We start from the raw sequence: 1505 nt of genomic DNA on the forward strand, positions 1-1505 counted from the left end.
GTCGCGTAAGGGTAATACTCCGCAGCGTTCCGTCCTGCCCGATCCGAAGCACGGAAGCGAAACCATCGCCCGCTTCATCAACATGGTCATGCAGAGCGGCAAGAAGTCCGTCGCCGAAAAGATCGTGTACGGCGCCATGGATGGCGCCATCGAGCCCCCATGGATGGGTTTACGGCGTGTCCTGCCCAGCCGCACCGCCCCGCCATCCCACGGAAATCCGCTTTGGCTCTGGCCGTTGCGGTGGCCTCGGCAGGTGCAGGGCGCAGCCCTGCCGAACCCTCACTTCACCCAGCTGTCGATCTCGCCGTGGGCAAACGGCCCCAGCTTCGCCTTCACCAGCCGCCCCTGCGCATCGAACAGCACGCTGTAGGGCAGCAGCCCCTGTGTATTGCCCAGCTGCACGCTGGCATCGCGCGGGCCCGGTGTCTCGATCACGATCGGGTAGTCAACCGGCACCTGCTGCAGGAAACCGCGCACGTCGTCCGTGGTGTCCAGCGCCAGGCCCAGCACCTGCACACCGTTGTCGCCCTGGGCATCGGCGAAGCGCGCCAGTTCGGGCATCTCTTCCACGCAGGGCGCACACCAGCTGGCCCAGACGTTGATCAGCAGCGGCCGGCCGGCAAAGCGATCGCGCAGGACCAATGGCTGTCCCGCCAGGTCCGGCAGTGTCAGCGCGGGCAACTGATCGCCCACCTGCAGCGTGGGCTTCATGGCCGTCGCCCTGGAAGCCGTTGCTGGCGCGGCAGGTGATGATGGGCCGGGTGCCAATCGATGCCCGGCCCACAGGCCGAGGCCGGCGGCCAGCACCGCTGTCCACAGCAGCGCTGGCCGTTGCCACTTCATCGTGCGGTGCGCAGCAGCGCTTCCTCGACCACCGCCTGGGTCAGCAGGGTCGGCAGCACGGTCGGCGGCGCGCCGGGGCCGTACACCACGTACAGTGGTACGCCCACCGCCTTGTGCTCTTCCAGGAACGTGGTGATCTGCGGGTCGACGTTGGTGTAGTCACCGCGCATGTACACCGCATTGGTGCGCTTGAGCAGTTCCTTGAACTCCGGCCGTGACAGCACCGCACGTTCGTTGGCCTTGCAGCTCACGCACCAGTCGGCGGTCATGTTGACGAACACCACGCGGTTGTCGGCGCGCAGGCGGTCCAGCAGCTGCGGCGAATACTCGACCACGTTGTCGCTGGCGGCCTGTGCTGCCCTCGCCGGCGCTGCAAGCTGGGTCACGCCCCAGGCCGGAACCAGCGCACCGATCGCCAGCAGCACGCCGAGCAGGGTCACCGCACGCGAGCCGGTCCAGCGGTTGCGTTCAAACAGCCACAGGCCGAACGCGAACAGCAGCAGGCCACCCAGCACCAGCGCCATGCCGTCCACGCCGCGCTGCTTGCCCAGCACCCACAGCAGCCACAGCGCAGTGGCGTACATCGGGAAGGCCAGCACGTGCTTGAGCGTTTCCATCCACGGGCCGGGCTTGGGCAGGCGGCGTGCCAGCGCTGGCACGAA

Annotated in this window: 2 protein-coding genes and 1 pseudogene; 1 reads left to right on the forward strand and 2 read right to left on the reverse strand. The window is 67.8% G+C overall.

Going from position 1 to position 1505, the window contains the following annotated elements; all coding sequences use genetic code 11:
* Nucleotides 1-142: pseudogene (locus ABGA94_RS13450) on the forward strand (30S ribosomal protein S7); the annotation flags it as partial.
* Between the two features lie 137 nt (nucleotides 143-279).
* On the opposite strand, the gene ABGA94_RS13455 reads toward ABGA94_RS13450, so the two are convergent.
* Both ABGA94_RS13455 and ABGA94_RS13460 read right to left on the reverse strand, forming a co-directional pair.
* Nucleotides 280-843, reverse strand: coding sequence for a TlpA family protein disulfide reductase (locus ABGA94_RS13455; RefSeq protein WP_375367527.1), 564 nt, complete (start codon nucleotides 841-843; stop codon nucleotides 280-282).
* A partial coding sequence (locus ABGA94_RS13460) for a protein-disulfide reductase DsbD family protein (RefSeq protein ID WP_375367528.1) occupies nucleotides 840-1505 on the reverse strand: 666 nt, incomplete at its 5' end. The genes ABGA94_RS13460 and ABGA94_RS13455, both read right to left, overlap by 4 nt.

Source organism: Stenotrophomonas sp. 3diitr2024, assembly GCF_042136455.1.
Classification (GTDB): domain Bacteria; phylum Pseudomonadota; class Gammaproteobacteria; order Xanthomonadales; family Xanthomonadaceae; genus Stenotrophomonas; species Stenotrophomonas sepilia.

Bases quoted from the DNA above. Each gene is read 5' to 3' on its own strand.
- ABGA94_RS13455 (WP_375367527.1), bottom strand. From the start codon at position 843: ATGAAGTGGCAACGGCCAGCGCTGCTGTGGACAGCGGTGCTGGCCGCC.